Source organism: Synechococcus sp. 1G10 (assembly GCF_002252625.1).
GTDB lineage: Bacteria > Cyanobacteriota > Cyanobacteriia > PCC-6307 > Cyanobiaceae > Regnicoccus_A.
In genome coordinates, this window is sequence record NZ_NQKW01000028.1 from 1 (window position 1) to 15,126 (window position 15,126).

Sequence of the window (15,126 nt, forward strand, 5' to 3'; positions counted from 1 at the left end):
CCACCCCACGAAAACGAAGCGGTCACGCTTGAGCCAGTCATCGAGGACGTCGAACCATCCCCGTGCGGCGGGTGCGCGCCCTAGAGCGATCGTCATGGGTTGAAACGGTGCGGAAATCCCGCTGGGCTGTGGGATACCGAGCGATGGTAACAATGTTCAAGGACAGCGCGAGCGTGTCCGCAACGGCCTGACATCGCCCGTCTCGGCAGGGTTTCTAGGTATTTCTTTCAACCGCTCCCGCCCGCTGCCGTCCAAGATGAAGGCTCAACGCCTTTTCGCCGACCCCATGGCCCCGGCATCCCCTTCGGCTGCCCCGTTGCCGCGTCCCGCGGCCAACGGCGCTTCCACCAGCCGCCCCTCCCTGCTCGAGCAGCCGGTGCAGGGCTCCCGCCGCCTTTCCAATTACCTCGTGGCCTCCGCGGTCTCCGCTGGCGGGATCGGTTTCCTGCTCACCAGTCTCTCCAGCCGTCTCGGCCTCGACCTGCTGCCCATGGGTCATCCAGCTGCGCTGGAGTGGGTTCCCCAGGGCCTGGTGATGGGCGCCTACGGCATCGCTGGGGTGTTGCTGGCCACCTACCTCTGGGTGGTGATCGTCATCGACGTGGGTGCCGGCAGCAACCGCTTCGATCAGGAGAGCAACCAGGCCACCATCACCCGGCGGGGCTTCCGTCAGAGGATCGAATTCGACATCCCCCTGCGCGAGATCCTGGCTGTGAAGGTGGACGTGCGTGACGGTCTCAACCCCCGCCGCCGGCTCTCCCTGCGCCTGCAGGGCCGCCGCGATCTCCCCCTGACCAGGGTCGGTGAACCCCTGCCCCTGGCCGAGCTGGAGCGCAGCGGCGCCGAACTGGCTCGCTTCCTCAAAGTTCCCCTCGAAGGAGTCTGAGCCGATGAAGATTCGCCTCAGCCACCTCCTGCTGGTGGGCGCCCTCCTGCTCACTCCGATGGGGCTCAGTGCCTGTGCCGCTGATGCTCCCAGGAGTCCCCTGGGCTGCGCGGCCTCAGGCAGTCCCTGTCTGAGTGGTCCGGCTCGGGTGTCGCTCAAGACCAGCCGCGGCGATGTGGAACTCGAGCTCAGCGGCGATGCCGCTCCTCTCACGGCAGGCAACTTCGTGGATCTCGTGCGCCGTGGCGCCTACGACAACACGGTGTTCCACAGGGTGGTCAACGAGCCCACTCCCTTTGTGGTGCAGGGGGGTGATCCCCAGAGCGCCGACCCGAAGGTTCCGGCCAGCCAGTACGGCACCGGCAGCTTTGTGGATCCAGCCACAGACCAGCCCCGGCTGATCCCCCTGGAGCTCGGACTCAAGGGGGAGCCTGAGCCGCGCTACGGCGCCGAGATTGTTGATCCGGCCGAGAACGCGAAGCTCAACCTCAAGCACGACCGCGGAGCCCTGGCCATGGCTCGCTCGGCCGACCCCAACTCAGCCAGCGCGCAGTTCTACATCACCCTCAAGCCCCTGACCGAGCTCGATGGCCGCTATGCGGTGTTCGGCCGGGTGGTGAAGGGGATGGAGGTGGTCGACCGGATCAAGCAGGGCGACCGGCTGATCAAGGCCACCCTGCTGCAGGGAGGCACCCTGGTGAAGAACAAGCCCTGAGCCAGGGCCTCTTCAGGCGGGTACGCGCTTGTCGGAGGCGGTGACCTTGAGGAAGGCGGTGTTCACACCGGAAGCCCTCTCCAGGGCCACCTTGCCGGTGCGGGCGATCTCCAGGATGCCGTAGCTCTCGAGAATCTGCTCGAGAGCTACGAGTTTGCCCGGATCGCCCACCACTTCAAGGATCAGGGCGTTGTCGGCCACGTCAACCACCTTGGCGCGGAACACCTCAACAAGATCGAGGATGGCGGCCCGGTTCTCAGGCGGTGCAGCCACCTTCAGCAGCATCAGCTCTCGCTCCACTGCGGGGATGCAGGTGAGATCGATCACGTTGAGCACGTTGACCAGCTTGTTCAGCTGTTTGGTCATCTGCTCGAGGGTGTGATCGTCTCCCTCAACCACCATCGTGAGTCGGGAATGGCCGCGCTGCTCGGCTGGACCCACCGCCAGACTGTCGATGTTGAAGCCGCGGCGGGCAAACAGCCCGGAAATGCGGCTGAGGGCGCCGGATTCGTCCTGCACCAGCACCGAGAGGGTGTGTTTCATGGCCGGGGCGGCGCTCAACGGGGCATCAAGGCCCCAAATTACGTGCCGGCCTCCTGCGGCTCCGACTGCAGCCCCTCCAACCAGCTCAGCAGCAGCCCTTCAAAGTCTTCCGGGGCCTCGTCGTGGGGGCAATGGCCGACCCCCTCCACCCGCTCCAGCCGCAGATCCGGATTGAGTCGCGAGAGCAACTCCCCCACCTCGATCGGAACCAGCCGGTCGGCCTCGCCCCAGATCAGCAGCAGTGGCTGCACCAGGCGTGTCAGCAGCACCTCTGCAGTGGCACCCCTCGGGCGCAGGGCCATGCCGATGCTCATTCCCCGCAGCGACCAGGCGGCGGTGGCCCGGCGGGCCGGGCGGGCGAACAGCCGGCGCAGCTCCTGATCACCGATCACCGGCTGGTTGTAGGCCGACTGCAGCCCCAGATCCAGCAGTGGGGTGCGGGCGATCAGGGGGACCACCAGCTCCAGCGGCAACAGCCGGCAGAGCACGAGCACCAGCAGCCGCTGCAGGCGCCGCCGCCAGGGAGGTCGCCGCCGCGGCACGGCCATCACCAGGGTGGGATCGGGCAGGGGCACAGCTGCCACCGCCCGCACCCACTCCGGGCTGAACACCGCCGTGGTCAGAGCCACCAGCCCTCCCAGGGAGTGACCCAACAGCACGGCGGGCCGTTGCACCACCTGCTGCAGGAAGGCGGTGCTCTGGCGGGCCCAGAGCCGGTTGTCGAGCTGCAGGGCTGGCTGGTCTGAGGCGCCGAAGCCAATCAGATCCAGGCCGTACACGCACCAGCCCGCCGCCACCAGGCCGGCCACGTTGTGGCGCCAGTGGCCGCTGCTGGCAGCGAAGCCATGCAGCAGCAGCAGCGGTGGATGGGAGGGGTCGCCGAGCACGCGCCAGTGGCAGGCCAGGCCTCGCCAGTGCCAGGTGCCATGCAGGCCCCAGTCGATGCCATCGCTTGCGACAGGCTGGGCTGGAGCTGTGACCACCGGAGCCGAAGCCACGTCGAACGACCCTCACTATTGCGAAGGCGCGGCCCAGCTGCGGCTGGGGGAGGGGTTCTTCCGGGCCGACTCGCGCCCGGCCAGGGATCTGGGGGTGCTGCTGGCCCGGCGTCTGGCAGGTCAGGGGCCCTTGCGGGTGCTGGATCTGATGGCGGGCTGCGGTGTGCGTTCCCTGCGCTACGGCCTGGAGGCCGGGGCATCCGCCATCTGGGCCAACGATGGCGATCCCGAGCGGCTGCCGCTGCTGCGCGTCAATCTGGAGCCCCTGGCGGAGCGTCTGTCGTTGCGGCTGAGCGCCCAGACGGCCCAGAAGATCCTGGCCGATTGCCTGCTGCGTGATCAACGCTTCGAGCTGGTGGATCTCGATGCCTTCGGCTGCCCTGCGGCGCTGGTGCCCCTGGCCCTGGAGGCCGTGTGCTTCGGCGGGGTGCTTTATCTGGCCAGCACTGACGGTCGCTCCCCCACCGGCCACGACCGGGTGGCTGCTCTGCGCTCCCTGGGGGCAGCTGCCCGGGCCCACCCCGCCAGCTGGGAGTTGGCCCTGCGCCTCCAGCTCGGTGTCGTCGCCAGGGCCGCCTGGTGCCTGGGCCGGGGCATCAAGCCCCTGCTGAATTTCAGTGATGGCCGCACCTTCCGCACTGCCGTGCAGGTGCAGCGCAGCCCCGCGGCTGGGGACGAAGACCAGCTTGGTCTGCTGGCCCACTGCCACGGCTGCGGGGATCAGCAGGTGCAGAGCCTCAAACGCCTGCGGGGCTGGCAATCATGCGTCTGCAGCACTCCCCCACCCCTGGCGGTGAGTGGTCCGCTCTGGATCGGCCCGCTCCAGGATCCCGGCTGGCTGGACGATCTCTCCTCCCTGGCCGCCGATGGCCACACGGCTGAGGAGGGCAAGCGCCTGCTTGCCAATCTGGGCGCCGACGTCGGGACTGGCGCGCGGGTCTGGCCGATGGCGGAGATTGCCCGGCGATCGCCAGGCGGCACGGTGCGTCTGCGCCAGCTGCTGGAGAGGTTGGAGTGGGCTGGCTGGAGCGCGAGTGTCAGTGGCGTGATGCCGGGCCAGCTGCGCACCTCGGCGCCCTGGGCCGTGGTGTTGGAGCTGGCCGCAACGGCGGATGGGACACTGGAGCGGTAGCCGTTCTCCCCTGCCTCATGGCCTCGGAAATCTTCTTCACCGCAGCGATCTTCTGGGTGCTGATCCCCGTCGGCCTGGTGGGTGGAGCCCTGCTGCTCAAACTGCAGAAAGACTGAAATTCACCCGGCGCGATGCTGACGGGTGCACCTTTAGGCTCAGCCCCTTCTGGTCGGGTGCTTCATGCAGGTTCTGGTCGTCGGCGGAACGGGCACCCTTGGTCGCCAGATTGCCCGCCGTGCCCTCGATCAGGGTCACCAGGTGCGCTGCGTGGTGCGCTCACCCCGCAAGGCGGCTTTTTTGCAGGAGTGGGGCTGTGAGCTCACCCGCGGGGACCTGCTTGAGCCTGAAAGCCTGGCCTATGCCCTCGAGGGCCAGGAGGCTGTGATCGATGCGGCCACCGCCCGACCGACCGACAGCGCTGGCATCTACACGATCGACTGGGACGGCAAGCTCAATCTGCTCAGGGCTTGTGAGCAAGCTGGCGTGAAGCGTTTTGTGTTCGTCTCGCTGCTGGGAGCTGAGCGTCACCGCGAGGTGCCGTTGATGGACATCAAGTACTGCACCGAACAGCTGCTGATCGGCTCTGATTTCGACTACACGATCCTGCGCTGCGTCGCCTTCATGCAGGGAGTGATCGGTCAGTTCGCCATTCCCGTGCTGGAGAACCAGACGGTGTGGGTGAGCGGCACCCCGACCCCGATCGCCTACATGAACACCCAGGATGTGGCCCGTTTCGCCGTGGCGGCCCTCAGCCAGCCCGCCACCGTTCGTCAGGCCTTTCCTGTGGTGGGTCCCAAGGCCTGGAACACCGGTGAGGTCACCCAGCTCTGTGAGCGCTACAGCGGCAAGGCGGCCCGGGTGTTTCGGGTGAGGCCATTCCTGATCCGGCTGATGCAGGGGCTGGCCTCCTTCTTCGAGCCGGGGGTGAATGTGGCCGAGAGGCTGGCCTTTGCGGAGGTCACCGGGGGTGGTCAGCCCCTGGATGCCGCGATGGAGGCCAGTTACGAGGCCTTCGCCCTGGATCCGGGGGAGACCACGGGCCTCGAGGGCTACCTCAAGGAGTACTACGACACGATCCTGCGTCGCCTGCGCGAGCTGGATGCCGACCTCGACAAGGAGGAAAAGAAGAAGCTGCCGTTCTGAGCGCCCGGCAGTTCTTTTGTACTATGTTCCGACCGCGCTCGTCCGTTCATGTCCATTTCCCAGATCAAAAATCTGCAGCGCCGGTTGGCCAATCTCGAGCAGGAAGCCACTGCTGAATTGAACCGGGCCTGCGGCCATGAGCTCTGGATGAGTCTGGGTTTCGATGCCCTTGACAGCCTCGAAGACGTGGACCGGCGTGCCCGCGCCAACTACTACTACGGCCAGCTCCAGACCGTGCGCGAACTTCAGCAGGTCATTGGCTGAAGCGACGGTTCGGATTGAGCTGGAGCACTGGCCTGTGGCCCACTCCAAGCCGCCCTACCCGCCTCCACCGGCCCGCCCTGATTTCCCGCCTCCAGCCCGTCCGCCTCGCCCTGAGCTGAGCCGGCTCAGGCGCTCCTGCTCAGCGCCGGTGACAGGCCGCCACTGACCGGGCGCCAGCCCATCGAGGCTGAGGGCAGGTCCCCCATCCATCAGGTCGATCGCCACCCGCAGCAGCCGCAGGGTGGGCAGCCCCACGGCCGCGGTCATCCGTCGCACCTGGCGGTTGCGCCCCTCGCGCAGGCCCAGCTCCAGCCAGGCGGTGGGGATCGAGCGGCGCTGGCGGATCGGCGGAACCCGCTCCGCCAGGCCTGGATCCGCCAGGAGCTGGACCTGGGCGTTGAGGGTGCGACGTCCTTGCACCATCACCCCGTCCCGTAGCTGCTGCAGGCCTGCATCGGTTGGGGTTCCTTCCACCTGCACCCAGTAGCGGCGCCAGTGGCCCCAGCGGGGATCAGTGAGGCGCTGCTGCAGCAGGCCATCGCTGGTGAGGAGCAGCAGACCTTCACTGTCGGCATCGAGGCGGCCGGCCGCATAGACCCCCGGCACGGGCACCAGGGGGGCCAGGGTCGACCACGGGCTGAGCGGCTCGGGGCTGAACTGGCTCAGCACCCCGTAGGGCTTGTGCAGCAGCAGGGTGGTTGAAGCTGGCCTGACTGCGGATGCCGACTCAGAGACCGCCATTGCTGCGGCGGGCTTTCCAGAGATTCACCACCCCGATGGAAATCATCAACAGGCCCAGATCAAGGGTCAGGGGTGGAACGACCAAGGCGGAAGCCGGCAAGGTCTCAGACCCTAGGGCTCTCCTTGATGGGGCGCTGCTGGGCTGCTGGGCCCGGGGGTGGCGAGCAGGGTGCCAATTTAAGGTGGAGCGATCTTTGAATCGAGCCACGGCAGCGCATGATCGAAACCTCGGGAGTGATCGAGAAGGAACAGGGAAACGGGTTCTACCTGGTCACCCTCGATCAGCCCTCCGGGCACCAGTGCCTCTGCCGTGCCGCCGGCAAGCTCACCAAGTTCCGCATCAAGCTGCTCGCCGGCGACAAGGTCCTGGTGGAAATCAGCCCCTACGACCTCACCCGCGGCCGGATCACCTACCGGGAACGCAATGCAGGAGCTGCCGGCCCCAGGCCCGGAGGCAACCGCCCAGGTGGACCGAGGCGGCGCTGAGGGGCAGCCCCATCAGTCCGATCAGGCTGAGCTTCAGGCCACAGGAGCGGGCAGGAGCGCTTCGATCGCGGCCTTGAATTCGCTGCGCTGCTTCACCCCTCGCCACTGCTGGCGCAGCTGTTTACCGTGGAAGAGCTGCACGGTGGGCGTGCCGTTGACGCCGGCCTGAGTGGCGATCTCCTGTTCGGCCTCGATGTCGATCTCCACCCCCTGGGCGGCTCCCTCCAGCTCTTGCAGCACCCGCTTGAGCTGGGGCTTGAGCACATGGCAGGGCCCGCAGCTGGGGGAGGTGTAAACCACCAGCAGGGGCTTGTCGCTGTCGTGGTAAAGCTTGCGCAGGGCGTAGCCGCCTTTCTGCCAGAGGGCCGCGGGGTCGTAGTTGTCGGCGTCGCTCACGGCGGTGTGAACGGGCTCCCCGCTGGGCTCAGGCTCCACGTTGCTCCGCTTCACCGTGGTGGCCAGGCCGTGATGGGTGAGCCAGCGCTCGGCGGCCAGGGCCGCCTGGCAGCCGCTGCCGGCGGCGGTCACCCCTTGGCGCCACTGGGCGTCGGCCACGTCACCGGCGGCGAACACTCCCTCAAGACTGGTGTCGGGCTGGCCCGCGGTGGTGACCAGATAGCCCTTGGAATCCACCGCCAGCTGGTCCCGTACCAACCGGGTGTTGGGGGTGTGACCGATGGCATAGAAAAGCCCCCGCACCGGCAGTTCTTGGGTGCTGCCGTCGTCGGGATTGCGCAGGGTGAGGGCCTGCAGCCAGCCGTTCCCCGAGACATCGGCCACTTCCCGCTGCCAGTGCACGGTGATGGCGGGGTTGGCCAGTACTCGGTCGGCCATGGCGCCGCTGGCGCGCAGGCTCTCGCGGCGAACGATCAGGTGCACATGGCTGCCGTATTTGGTGAGATACACCGCCTCCTCGCAGGCGGAATCACCACCGCCGACCACCGCCAGCTGCTCATTGCGGAACTGGGGTGTGGCCCCATCGCAGATGGCGCAGGCGCTGATGCCCTGGCTCCAGAACTGCTGCTCGTGCGGAAGACCCAACCGATTGGCGCTGGCGCCCGTGGCAAGGATCACCGCCTGAGTGCGGATCGTGCGCCCCTCAGCTACCACTTGGTAGGGGCGCTCGGAGAGATCGATTTTCTCGGCATCGGCCTCCACCAGGCGGGTGCCCCAGCGCACGGCCTGGGCCTTCATGCGGTCCATCAGGTCGGGGCCGAGGATGCCGTCGGGGAAGCCCGGGAAATTCTCCACGTGGGTGGTGGTCATCAGCTGCCCACCGGGGATGCCGCCGTCCTGGAAGCCGGTGATCAGCACTGGATTGAGGTTGGCGCGGGCCGCATAGATGGCAGCGGTATACCCGGCGGGGCCTGAGCCCACGATCACCAGGTTCTCCACCGCAGCCTCGTCGCCCCTGGGGCCTGCGGAAACGCTCATCGGATCTAATGCGGACTGACTATGAGTTGAGCTTAGATCATGGGACGCGGTTCCGTGGCGGACGGACTGGCAACGGCATGACCCTGAAGACCGTTGCTGTCGAGCCGGTCGGGTTGGTGGTCGAGGCCGAGGATCCAGTCGCCGAATTCCTCGGTGAGCGCAAAGCTGTCCTCGTAGCGCTCCTGACGGTCGAGTACGGCGATGCGTGCCATGGCCCAGGACACCACAGCGGTGAGCTGTCCATTGGGAGAGGCCTTGGTCATGATCCATCTCCGAATATCCACCAGGCTGGATGGCCGAAAAACCATCAGCGGTGTTGATTTCCACATGTTCGCACTCTCTTCATATTTTCGCTGTAACCAGCGCCACTCGGAGAGGGCTTGTGCTCGGGCGTTCAGGAGCTTCGTCTGTCAAGAAACCCTGGCAATTGGGGGCCTCGCAGGCGAATCACTTCTCCCGCACCATCGCGCAGGGCCTCCAGCGGCAACTGGCTTCCGCCTCCACCGCCGGCCGCTGGAAGCCCATTCTCCGGCAGCGCCCTGGGCCGGATCACGTAGGCCTCGGCCACCGACCAGCTGCGGGCGTAACCCATCAGCCGTGGATCAGCCGGGGCGTACACATAGGACGGATGTCTGGGTATGGGCTCCAGCGCGGCTCTGGCGGGATCGATGCGCACGGCCCGGGTGATCGCCTGAATAAAGCGGCTGCGGGTCACCACGGTGCTCAGGTAGGCCACCACCCGCAGCCTTGGGGCGTCAAAACCCTCGGCGCACATGTCGATGCTCACAAGCCAGTCGGCCTCACCGGCCCGGAAGGCCTGGAGATGGGCGGCCGCTTCGGGATCCTGGGAGTGAACGAGCCGAACCCGGTCCCCCTCCTCCTCCAGCAGGCCGCTCAGACCCCGGGCATGGGCGATGTCGCGGGCAATCACCAGTCCGCCCGCCTGGGGATGGTCTTGCTGGCGCAGCTTGGCCAGGCGCCGGCGGGCATTGAGCAGCACCCTCAGGGCAATGCTGCTCTGGTCGCCGGGCCGGATGGCGCGACGGAGGTTGCGGGCCCGCCAGCTTTCACGGGTTTCCAGCGACAGGGGCGATCGCTCCAGCTCGCTCTCCCGTTCCCCCTCGCCATGGCCGTGGTCCACCCAGCCGTCCTGGAAGCGGAACTCCAGTGGCCTGACATCGCCAGCCACGATCAGCTGGCGGGGCTCCACGCTCAGATCGGGCTCGATCTGCTCCACCAGCACCCCCTCCTGATGTCGGGGCACCCTCCTGGCGGCGCAGAAGGCCAGGTTGTCGGCGCGGAAGGGTGTGCCACTCAAGCCCAGCCTCAAGGCGTGACGGCAGCTCAGTTCACTGAAGGCATGGCCCCAGGCGGTGGCATCCGGCTCCTCGGGATCCATGCCGAGGTGATGCACCTCATCGGCCACCGCGAGGGTGGGCCCATCCAGCAGTCTCGGCAGTTCCTGCTGCAGGCGTTGCCGGTGCCGGGCGGCGCTCTGGTAGCTGAGCAGCAAGCCCTGGGCGCGCTCGGGGGCCTGAGCCGGGTCCCACTCGCACAGCTCCAGCCCCAGCTGCCGGGCCGAGTCGCGCCATTGGGCGGCGATCGAGCTGCGATGGCAGAAAACGAGCAGATGGGCGAGCCGCCCCTCCCGCAGCATCGACTGGAAGCTCAGCAGTGCCCCGAAGGTCTTGCCTGCCCCGGGTCCGGCGTGGACCAGCACGTCCCGGCCCAGGCTGCTGGGCACCTCCAGACGGCGGCGCAGCAGGTTGATCAGCTGGGACTGCCACTGGCGCGGGCGCAGATGCAGGCCGCTGGCCCGGGCGCCGCCGAAGTCAAACGATGGTCTGCCGCTCGCTTCGGTGTCCATGACAGCGGCGCCGGCGGGGGTGGCGCCATTGTGCGTCTTGCGACCTGAAGATGAGTGTTTGCTACCAGGGCTTAGGCGGGCATCTTCCCTAATTTCCAGTCATTCACCTTGAGATTTCACAACTCAAACCGCACACAGCACACCGTTTGAGCTGCCTCTCGTTTCACCTGCCTCTCGCCTCGTCTTTCTCTGGCTTCGCCTTCCTCTCGCTTCGCCTTTCTCTGGCCCCGCCTTGATCACCGTTGGACAACCCCCATCCCATCAGCCGCTCCCAGCCAGGCTTCCATGAACACCTTGAGATCTGCTATCAGCAGGTCTGCGACATCGATCCCCTGATCCTGCGGGTGCGTCAGTTGCGCCATCGGGGGGACTTCCCTCGGGCCCGGTGTCTAGAACAGGAGCTGCTGCCGCTCGTCTGAATACCGTGCCTCTTGAGTCTTCGATCACCGAGCCCGCTCCTGGGCCGGGAGCCTGCCTGGCCGTGAGCGGAGCCTCCGGCAAGACCGGCTGGCGTGTCGTCCAGGAGGCCCTGGCCAGGGGTTACCGCGTCAAGGCGCTGCTGCGCCCAGGTTCTCAGGTCCCCGATGGACTGCACGGGGCCGAGCTGATCCGCCTGGAAATGGGTGATCAAGCCGCCCTGGAGAAGGCCCTGGCGGGGGCCCAGGCCCTGGTGATCGCCACCGGTGCGCGCCCCTCGGTGGATCTGGCGGGGCCCTTGAAGGTGGATGCCCTGGCGATCCGCCAGCAGTGCGCCGCCTGCAGAGCGGCCGGGGTGAAGCGGGTGGTGCTGGTCAGCTCGCTGTGCAGCGGCCGCTGGCTGCATCCCCTCAACCTCTTCGGCCTGATCCTGGTCTGGAAGCGGCTCGGGGAGCGCTGGCTGGAGGCCAGCGGTCTCGACTGGACGGTGGTGCGTCCCGGTGGCCTGAACGAAGCGGAGGACCAGCTCGAGGACCAGGGCATCCGCTTCAGCGGTCCTGATCAGCAGGAGAGCAACAGCATTCCCCGCCGGCTGGTGGCCCGGGTCTGTCTGGATGCTCTGGAATCACCGGCTTCGATCGGGCGGATCATCGAGGTCACCAGTGCCGCTGGAGTGGAGCCCCTCTCCCTGGCCCAGTGGTTGGCCCGTGTGCCCCAGCCGGTGTGAGCTCCCAGGCCCAGCGGCCCTTGAGCTCATCCCTTGAGCTGCTCGAGCGGCTGGGGCTGCAGCCGTTCCGTCCCCGGCCGCCCTGGTGGGGTCCCGATCTGCAGACCCTGCGCGACACGCTCAGGCCGGATGTGCTGCCCGAGCACCCGAGGACGCGGCTTGAGCTGGCTCTTGGGCCCTCCAGCCAGGGGAAGGGCGGCTCCCTGCTGGCCTGGCTCGATCCACCCGCCGCAGAGGCTGGCTTCACCAAGGCAAAGGCTCTGGTGCTGCTGTTGCACGGCCTGGGCGGCTCCAGCGAGGCGGAGGGGGTGCGTCGCCTGGGCTGGTGCCTGAACCGGGCCGGCTTTGCGGTGCTGCGTCTGAACATGCGCGGCGCCGGTCAGGGGCGGGAGCTGGCCTCAGGCACCTATGCCGCCCGCTGCAGTTCCGATCTGGCGCCAGCCCTGGAGCAGGCCCGGCAGCTGGCGGCTGGCCAGCCCCTGCTGGCCGTTGGACTGTCTCTTGGCGGGACGGTGTTGCTCAATGCGGTGCTTGATGGGGCGGCGGAGCTGGATGGGTTGGCGCTGGTGAGCAGCCCCCTCGATCTCGCCCAATGCTCTGCCACCATCTCCAGCCCGCGCAACCGCCTCTATGAGCGCTGGTTGCTGGAGCGCCTGCGCCAGCAGACCCTCAACGATCGGCCCCAGCCCAACGAGGAGCTGGAGCAACACCTGCGCCGGGTGGCCAGCATCCGGGCGTTCGACGACCTGATCACCGCACCCCGTTGGGGCTACTCCAGCGTGGAAGACTATTACCAGCAGGCCAGCCCCCTGCCGCGGCTGCTGGCTCCAGAGCTCGCTCAGCAGGCCTGCCTGCCCCCCACCCTGTTGGTGCAGGCCCTGGATGATCCTTGGGTTCCAGCCTATGCTGCCCTGGCTCTTGGACCGCCGCTGGAGGTGGTGCTCAGCCCCGGCGGCGGCCACAACGGTTTCCATTCACCTGGGGGCTGCTGGTCGGATCAGCTGGTGCGGCGCTGGCTGGAGCAGCGACTGGGCTCCAGTGTGTACTGAGCCACGATCCACTCCTCGATGGGCCGTCTGCCGATGAGGTGATCCTCCACGATCCGCTCGATGCGCTCGGGGCTGACGCCGCCGTAGGCGATCCCCTCCGGCCAGATCAGCAGAATCGGTCCTCCGGCGCAGATGCGCAGGCAGTCGGCCTTGGTGCGCAACACCACCCCTTCAGGGCGATCGGGCCGCTCCAGGCCGCGCTCCTTGATCAGCTGCTTGAGCCGGGCCCAGCTGGCGGCCCCCAGCTGTGGGTCGCCGCAGAGGGGCTTGCTGGGGGTGGCGCAGAGCAGCAGATGGTGCTGGATCGATGACATGGATCAACTCTTAAGCGGGACGAACGTGGAGACCTTGGTGGCGTGGCGGGACAGATGGCTCAATTGCAACCGCCCTTCCGGATAGCCGAGCATCAGTTCACGTTGCTGCTTACTGTTCTGCCAGTTTTTGTCGAGTACGCCGCGGCAGTAGTCACCAACGCTGTCTTTCACGACCAGAAGATCTGCTCTCTGCTGCAGCGTTCTGGCGTACCAGAGCCTCTCGAACAGGATGACGCGCCGCACGTTGGCTGAGAGAGATAGAACGGCCGGCATGAACGTACCCAGAGAGCACACAAGGCTCCTGGCGCGAAGAAGCAGTTCCAGGTCTTCCTGGAGACTGGCCGTGCGGTGTTCCATTGGCGGCAGGTTTGGGATGGTGCCCCCAAGGAGTCTGTCGATGACGGGGTTCAGCCGGTCCTCGGACACTATGGTGGCTTTGCGCCAGGGCCATCGCCGCAGGATGAGCGTGTAGAAGCTCAGAGGAGGCTGTCCGTAGAGCGGGTGGCCCTTGCCATGGAAGACATCACCGGATCGGATGTGAAGGACCAGATGGTCGTCTCGCAGGGGCTCCCGCGCCTTAAGCAGAGGAATCTGCTGGCGAACGTGGAAAAGGTTGTTTCGGATGGCGTCGATGCACTTCTCTGGCTGTTGATAGAGCGTCCTGAGGGTTCGTTTGTAATAGAACATCCCTTCAAGGATCCTTTCTTGCGGCCCAGCGAGATTGGTTATCACCTGGATCGCTGGAATAACAGGCGCTGGACTCGAGACGACCCACCAGAAGCCCGGCGCGTAGATGCGCGAAATGCCATGGAGGCCGGCAAGTTCGATGGCGTTGCTGAGCTGGATCAGGGAATTGCCGAACCTCATCGGTGAGCGGATCTGAAGTGCTGTGATCTGCCTGAGCAGCGGCTCATGGCCGCAGGGCTCTGCGCCGGGAAGAATCCTGTAGGAATCACTGGGGCCTGCGGCGATGGGTTCGTCCGTCAGGGCTGATAAATCCAGCCCGTACTCGTGAGCGAACCGGCTAAGCAGAGCTGACGTGCTGGCTTCCTGCATGCGCTTCTGGTCAGCCCACAAGCAACTCCACCCTGCCAGAGGGCCCTGCGGCCTCGCACAAAGCCTGGCGTGCCCAGGTGTCCACGGCCAAGACATCCTCCAGTGAAGGATCGCTGCGGAGGTCGCTGCGGTGCCGGTCGCAGACCCTCTCGATCAGCCTCGGTATGTCGAGGAAGGAGATCCGCTCCTCCAGGAAGAGGGCCACAGCCTGTTCGTTGGCGGCGTTGAGCACCGCCGGCATGGTGCCGCCGGCACGGCCGGAGGCGTAGGCTAGGCCCATACAGGGGTATTTCTGCTGATCGGGGGCGCGGAAGGTGAGCTGCCCCACCTCGGTGAGGTCGAGGCGCCGCCAGGGGGTTTCGAAGCGCTCGGGCCAGCTGAGGCAGTAGAGAATCGGCAGGCGCATGTCTGGCCAGCCCAGCTGGGCCAGCACCGAGCTGTCGGCCAGTTCCACCATCGAGTGAATGATGCTCTGGGGGTGGATAACAATCTCAATGGAGTCGTAGCCCAGACCGAAGAGATAGTGGGCTTCGATCACCTCCAGACCCTTGTTCATCAAGGTGGCCGAATCCACTGTGATCTTGCGGCCCATGCTCCAGTTGGGATGGCTGGTGGCATCGGCCACGGTGGCCTTGGCCAGATCGGCGGCTGGCCAGTCGCGGAAGGCGCCGCCGGAGGCCGTGAGCTGGATGCGCCGCAGACCGGGGGTGGGGACGCCGGTGGACAGGCGGGCTGAGTCGGCCCAGGGTGTGCCCTGCAGGCACTGGAACAGGGCGGAATGCTCGGAGTCGGCCGGCAGCAAGCGGCTGCCACTGGCCTTCAGGGCCGGCAGCACCACCGGGCCGGCGGCGATCAGGGTTTCCTTGTTGGCCAGGGCCAGGTCCTTGCCGGCCTTGATCGCTGAGAGGGTAGGCAGCAGCCCGGCGCAGCCCACGATGCCGGTCACCACCAAATCTGCGCTGGGCCAGGCGGCGGCGGCGCAGAGCCCCTCGCTTCCCCCCACCAGCTCCGGCTGGCGGGCCGGCCGCTGGGAGGGGTCCAGCGCCTCCAGGCGGCTGCGCAATTCAGGCAGGACGTCCTCGTCCGCCAGGGCCACCAGCTCAGGTGCATGGCGCCGGATCTGATCGATCAGCAGATCCAGGTTGCGCCCCGCTGTGAGTGCCACCACCCGGAAGCGCTCTGGGAACTCCTCCACGATCGCCAGGGTCTGGGTGCCGATCGACCCGGTGGAGCCGAGCACACTGATCGCTTTCACGAGGCCATCCCTGCGTCGGGAGCAAGTCTCCCACTGATCCCCTCGGCATGGTGGGCCGCAGCAGCAAGGGCCACAGCTCGTGCACACTGGCTGGGCTGG

Annotated in this window: 19 protein-coding genes; 10 read left to right on the forward strand and 9 right to left on the reverse strand. The window is 67.0% G+C overall.

Translation table 11 applies throughout. From position 1 onward, the window contains the following. Positions 1-286 precede the first annotated feature (286 nt). Both CJZ82_RS15615 and CJZ82_RS15620 read left to right on the forward strand, forming a co-directional pair. Positions 287-886 carry a photosystem I assembly protein Ycf4 gene (locus CJZ82_RS15615; RefSeq protein ID WP_094556702.1) on the forward strand — a complete coding sequence of 200 codons (600 nt, stop codon included), beginning with the start codon at positions 287-289 and terminating at the stop codon, positions 884-886. Between the two features lie 4 nt (positions 887-890). Continuing rightward, positions 891-1,601 carry a peptidylprolyl isomerase gene (locus CJZ82_RS15620; RefSeq protein ID WP_094556677.1) on the forward strand — a complete coding sequence of 237 codons (711 nt, stop codon included), beginning with the start codon at positions 891-893 and terminating at the stop codon, positions 1,599-1,601. A gap of 12 nt (positions 1,602-1,613) precedes the next feature. Here CJZ82_RS15620 and ilvN read toward each other — a convergent pair whose 3' ends face one another. Beyond that, positions 1,614-2,144 carry an acetolactate synthase small subunit gene (gene ilvN, locus CJZ82_RS15625; RefSeq protein WP_094556678.1) on the reverse strand — a complete coding sequence of 177 codons (531 nt, stop codon included), beginning with the start codon at positions 2,142-2,144 and terminating at the stop codon, positions 1,614-1,616. A 38-nt stretch (positions 2,145-2,182) separates the two neighbouring features. Continuing rightward, a complete protein-coding gene (locus tag CJZ82_RS15630) occupies positions 2,183-3,127 on the reverse strand; it encodes an alpha/beta fold hydrolase (RefSeq protein ID WP_094556703.1) in 945 nt (314 codons plus the stop codon). Between CJZ82_RS15630 and CJZ82_RS15635 the strand changes: the two genes are divergently transcribed. The 4 genes from CJZ82_RS15635 (at position 3,120) to CJZ82_RS15650 (ending at position 5,681) form a co-directional block, all read left to right on the forward strand. Beyond that, positions 3,120-4,274, forward strand: a complete 1,155-nt coding sequence (locus CJZ82_RS15635) for a N2,N2-dimethylguanosine tRNA methyltransferase (protein ID WP_233130311.1) — start codon at positions 3,120-3,122, stop codon at positions 4,272-4,274. The genes CJZ82_RS15630 and CJZ82_RS15635 overlap by 8 nt on opposite strands. A 17-nt stretch (positions 4,275-4,291) precedes the next feature. Then, a complete protein-coding gene (petM, locus tag CJZ82_RS15640) occupies positions 4,292-4,390 on the forward strand; it encodes a cytochrome b6-f complex subunit PetM (protein WP_094556680.1) in 99 nt (32 codons plus the stop codon). A 64-nt stretch (positions 4,391-4,454) separates the two neighbouring features. Continuing rightward, a complete protein-coding gene (locus CJZ82_RS15645) occupies positions 4,455-5,417 on the forward strand; it encodes an NAD(P)H-binding protein (protein WP_094556681.1) in 963 nt (320 codons plus the stop codon). A 48-nt stretch (positions 5,418-5,465) separates the two neighbouring features. Further along, positions 5,466-5,681 (forward strand): hypothetical protein, encoded by a 216-nt coding sequence (locus CJZ82_RS15650; RefSeq protein ID WP_094556682.1) that lies wholly within the window; start codon positions 5,466-5,468, stop codon positions 5,679-5,681. A gap of 54 nt (positions 5,682-5,735) precedes the next feature. Here the strand turns inward: CJZ82_RS15650 and CJZ82_RS15655 are convergent, their stop codons facing one another. Further along, positions 5,736-6,422, reverse strand: coding sequence for a pseudouridine synthase (locus CJZ82_RS15655; protein WP_094556683.1), 687 nt, complete (start codon positions 6,420-6,422; stop codon positions 5,736-5,738). A gap of 216 nt (positions 6,423-6,638) precedes the next feature. Between CJZ82_RS15655 and infA the strand changes: the two genes are divergently transcribed. Then, on the forward strand, positions 6,639-6,908 hold the full coding sequence (gene infA / locus CJZ82_RS15660) for a translation initiation factor IF-1 (protein ID WP_094556684.1): 270 nt from the start codon (positions 6,639-6,641) through the stop codon (positions 6,906-6,908). Between the two features lie 33 nt (positions 6,909-6,941). On the opposite strand, the gene trxB is transcribed toward infA, so the two are convergent. From trxB to CJZ82_RS15675, 3 genes are all read right to left on the reverse strand, one after another. Continuing rightward, positions 6,942-8,342, reverse strand: coding sequence for a thioredoxin-disulfide reductase (gene trxB / locus CJZ82_RS15665; protein ID WP_094556685.1), 1,401 nt, complete (start codon positions 8,340-8,342; stop codon positions 6,942-6,944). Positions 8,343-8,374: 32 nt separating this feature from the next. Next, positions 8,375-8,605 (reverse strand): hypothetical protein, encoded by a 231-nt coding sequence (locus tag CJZ82_RS15670; RefSeq protein ID WP_094556686.1) that lies wholly within the window; start codon positions 8,603-8,605, stop codon positions 8,375-8,377. A 131-nt stretch (positions 8,606-8,736) separates the two neighbouring features. Beyond that, positions 8,737-10,209: a DEAD/DEAH box helicase gene (locus CJZ82_RS15675; protein ID WP_198949810.1), complete on the reverse strand. Its 1,473-nt coding sequence runs from the start codon at positions 10,207-10,209 to the stop codon at positions 8,737-8,739. 242 nt (positions 10,210-10,451) lie between these two features. On the opposite strand from CJZ82_RS15675, the gene CJZ82_RS18740 reads away from it, so the two are divergent. From CJZ82_RS18740 to CJZ82_RS15685, 3 genes are read left to right on the forward strand one after another with little or no spacing between them, the layout of a single operon-like run. Further along, entirely contained in the window at positions 10,452-10,628 is a 177-nt protein-coding gene (locus CJZ82_RS18740) for a hypothetical protein (protein WP_198949811.1), read from the forward strand. A 5-nt stretch (positions 10,629-10,633) separates the two neighbouring features. Continuing rightward, a complete protein-coding gene (locus CJZ82_RS15680) occupies positions 10,634-11,353 on the forward strand; it encodes an SDR family oxidoreductase (RefSeq protein ID WP_233130312.1) in 720 nt (239 codons plus the stop codon). Between the two features lie 20 nt (positions 11,354-11,373). After that, positions 11,374-12,402, forward strand: coding sequence for a YheT family hydrolase (locus tag CJZ82_RS15685; protein ID WP_094556706.1), 1,029 nt, complete (start codon positions 11,374-11,376; stop codon positions 12,400-12,402). Here CJZ82_RS15685 and CJZ82_RS15690 read toward each other — a convergent pair. From CJZ82_RS15690 to CJZ82_RS15700, 3 genes are read right to left on the reverse strand one after another with little or no spacing between them, the layout of a single operon-like run. Continuing rightward, on the reverse strand, positions 12,351-12,716 hold the full coding sequence (locus tag CJZ82_RS15690; RefSeq protein ID WP_094556687.1) for a ferredoxin: 366 nt from the start codon (positions 12,714-12,716) through the stop codon (positions 12,351-12,353). The two genes, CJZ82_RS15685 and CJZ82_RS15690, sit on opposite strands and share 52 nt — an antisense overlap. Before the next feature lie 3 nt (positions 12,717-12,719). Then, on the reverse strand, positions 12,720-13,772 hold the full coding sequence (locus CJZ82_RS15695) for a hypothetical protein (RefSeq protein WP_143593710.1): 1,053 nt from the start codon (positions 13,770-13,772) through the stop codon (positions 12,720-12,722). A 10-nt stretch (positions 13,773-13,782) separates the two neighbouring features. Further along, the gene (locus tag CJZ82_RS15700) at positions 13,783-15,027 is read right to left on the reverse strand and encodes a 1-deoxy-D-xylulose-5-phosphate reductoisomerase (RefSeq protein WP_094556689.1); all 1,245 of its coding nucleotides are present in this window, start codon (positions 15,025-15,027) and stop codon (positions 13,783-13,785) included. Positions 15,028-15,126 lie beyond the last annotated feature (99 nt).

Coding starts and splice junctions, on each gene's coding strand:
- CJZ82_RS15675 (WP_198949810.1), bottom strand. CDS start 10,209: ATGGACACCGAAGCGAGCGGCAGACCATCGTTTGACTTCGGCGGCGCC.
- CJZ82_RS15620 (WP_094556677.1), top strand. CDS start 891: ATGAAGATTCGCCTCAGCCACCTCCTGCTGGTGGGCGCCCTCCTGCTC.
- CJZ82_RS15690 (WP_094556687.1), bottom strand. CDS start 12,716: ATGTCATCGATCCAGCACCATCTGCTGCTCTGCGCCACCCCCAGCAAG.
- CJZ82_RS15615 (WP_094556702.1), top strand. CDS start 287: ATGGCCCCGGCATCCCCTTCGGCTGCCCCGTTGCCGCGTCCCGCGGCC.
- CJZ82_RS15695 (WP_143593710.1), bottom strand. CDS start 13,772: ATGCAGGAAGCCAGCACGTCAGCTCTGCTTAGCCGGTTCGCTCACGAG.
- ilvN (WP_094556678.1), bottom strand. CDS start 2,144: ATGAAACACACCCTCTCGGTGCTGGTGCAGGACGAATCCGGCGCCCTC.
- CJZ82_RS15645 (WP_094556681.1), top strand. CDS start 4,455: ATGCAGGTTCTGGTCGTCGGCGGAACGGGCACCCTTGGTCGCCAGATT.
- petM (WP_094556680.1), top strand. CDS start 4,292: ATGGCCTCGGAAATCTTCTTCACCGCAGCGATCTTCTGGGTGCTGATC.
- infA (WP_094556684.1), top strand. CDS start 6,639: ATGATCGAAACCTCGGGAGTGATCGAGAAGGAACAGGGAAACGGGTTC.
- CJZ82_RS15650 (WP_094556682.1), top strand. CDS start 5,466: ATGTCCATTTCCCAGATCAAAAATCTGCAGCGCCGGTTGGCCAATCTC.
- CJZ82_RS15655 (WP_094556683.1), bottom strand. CDS start 6,422: ATGGCGGTCTCTGAGTCGGCATCCGCAGTCAGGCCAGCTTCAACCACC.
- trxB (WP_094556685.1), bottom strand. CDS start 8,342: ATGAGCGTTTCCGCAGGCCCCAGGGGCGACGAGGCTGCGGTGGAGAAC.
- CJZ82_RS15670 (WP_094556686.1), bottom strand. CDS start 8,605: ATGACCAAGGCCTCTCCCAATGGACAGCTCACCGCTGTGGTGTCCTGG.